Annotated in this window: 3 protein-coding genes; 2 read left to right on the top strand and 1 reads right to left on the bottom strand. The window is 63.3% G+C overall.

What is annotated here, in order from left to right; all coding sequences use genetic code 11:
* The first annotated feature begins 49 nt into the window (after positions 1 to 49).
* Positions 50 to 826, top strand: coding sequence for a DUF2063 domain-containing protein (locus HX846_RS35200; protein WP_003211670.1), 777 nt, complete (start codon positions 50 to 52; stop codon positions 824 to 826).
* Positions 823 to 1308: a DoxX family protein gene (locus HX846_RS35195; protein WP_178967253.1), complete on the top strand. Its 486-nt coding sequence runs from the start codon at positions 823 to 825 to the stop codon at positions 1306 to 1308. Before HX846_RS35200 ends, HX846_RS35195 begins: the two co-directional genes overlap by 4 nt.
* Here HX846_RS35195 and HX846_RS35190 read toward each other — a convergent pair.
* The coding region (locus tag HX846_RS35190; protein WP_178967252.1) for a substrate binding domain-containing protein at positions 1305 to 2020 on the bottom strand (716 nt) is incomplete at its 5' end. The two genes, HX846_RS35195 and HX846_RS35190, sit on opposite strands and share 4 nt — an antisense overlap.

The following is a 2020-nucleotide window of genomic DNA, read 5'->3' as shown; positions in this document are numbered from 1 at the left end:
TGCACGCTGAAGCACGCGAGGCCGACCGGTTTCTGCTGGAGGTGCGTGCATGAGCCGCCAGGACGTCTTTAGCCGCGCCCTGCTGTCCCCCGAGGAAAACTGCCCGCAAGGCTTGTTCAGCCGCAACGGCGCCGATCCGGCCGGTCGTTTTGCGGTGTATCGCAACAATGTCCATAGCTCGCTGATCAACGCGCTGGCCGCCGGCTACCCGGTCACCCTGCAACTGGTGGGCGATGAGTTTTTTCGGGCGATGGCCGGTGTGTATGTCCAGGGTTTCCCGCCGACAAGCCCTCTGATCAATGAATACGGCAGCGACCTGGCGGACTTCATCCAGGGCTTCGCCCCCGCCGCCAGCGTGCCTTACCTGGCTGACGTGGCGCGCCTGGAGCGATTGCGGGTGAGGGCCTACCACGCGGCGGACGCACAGCCACTGGATCAACAGGAGGTCATCGCCACCCTGCAACAACAGTCGGACCTGGGCGAACTGCGCCTGCAACTGCATCCATCCCTGGCCACCCTGAACTCGGCCTACGCCGTGGTGGCTTTATGGGCGGCGCATCAGACCGGCGAATCCCTCGCCACCCTCGACCCCTTCCATGCCCAAAGCGCGCTGGTGCTACGCAATGGCCTGCACGTGCAGGTATTTCACATCGACAGCGGCTCAGCGACGTTTATCAACAGCCTGAACAACGGCTGGCCATTGGAAATGGCCGTGGCCTACGCCCTTGATGCGGCCGCCGAATTTGACCTGCACCAATGCCTGGCCCTGCTGATCGGTCACGGCGCCATCACCCACTTGCACACAGAACCCAAGGTATCGCCATGAACACCACCGCTCCCGGGCTGATCCAACGGATCATCCAGTGCTTCGAGAAAATCCCCTACAGCCTGATCGCCTTTGTCGCACGCTTCTCTATCGCGGCGGTGTTCTGGAAATCCGGACAGACCAAGGTCGAAGGCTTCGCCGTGGACCTGATCGGCGGCACGTTCCAACTGGGCTGGCCGCACTTGGCGCCGTCCACCCTGCCGCTGTTTCGCAGCGAATACCACGTGCCGCTGCTGTCTGCGGAAGTGGCGGCGCACATGGCTGCGTTCGCCGAGCATTTCTTCCCGGTGCTGATCCTCGTGGGGTTTGCCACGCGATTCTCGGCGCTGGCGCTGCTGGGCATGACCCTGACCATCCAGCTTTTCGTCTACCCGGACGCCTACCCGACCCACGGCACCTGGATCGCATTGCTGCTGCTGTTGATGGCCAAGGGGCCGGGCCGCTTCTCGATTGATCACCTGATTGCGCGACGCTACCGCTAAAGGCGATCGAGGGCTTCGCCGCTGCGCTTGAACCAGCCCACCAGATAATCTGCGAGTACCTGGGTGCGGCGCGGCAGGCCGCCCTGATACGGATGGACCAGGTACATCGGCATGCTGCGGGTCTGATAATCCCGCAGGAGCCAGCGCAGGCGACCGTCAGCCAATTCCGCGTGCAGCACGTAGGACGGCAAGCGCGCGATGCCCGCCCCCACCAGTGCAGCCTTCTTCAACAAGTTGTAATGGTTGGAGGCAAAGGTCCCGGATACGCGAACCCGCAGCAGCTCATGCTGCTGGTGATACAGCCACTCTTCACGACCACTGTAGTGGCTGTTCAGCAAGCAGTTGTGGCCCACCAGTTCCGCCGGCGTCAGCGGCTCGCCGTGCTGTTCCAGGTAAGCCGGGCTGGCGCAGGTCATCTCGTGCCAGGCGAGCAACGGCTTGGCGACCAGACGCTCGTCGTTGGCGACCTCCGAACGTACCGCCAGGTCGAAGCCATCCCGCGCCAGGTCCCGGTACTGGTTGTTGAGTTCCAACTCGATCTGCACCTGTGGGTACTCCCGGGAAAATTCCAGCAACAGACCGTCGAAGAAGGTTTCGCCCAGGGACACCGGAACCGTCATACGCACCGGGCCGACGAGATCATCCTTGAGCCTGGCCAATGCCTGACGTGCCCGCTCCACCTGGACCACCAACGCCTGGGCTTGCGGCAACA

Origin of the sequence: Pseudomonas sp. K5002 (assembly GCF_013386655.1) — a bacterium.
Lineage (GTDB): Bacteria > Pseudomonadota > Gammaproteobacteria > Pseudomonadales > Pseudomonadaceae > Aquipseudomonas.
Note: the sequence above shows the minus strand (reverse complement) of the source record. Positions and strands in the feature narration are given on the sequence as shown.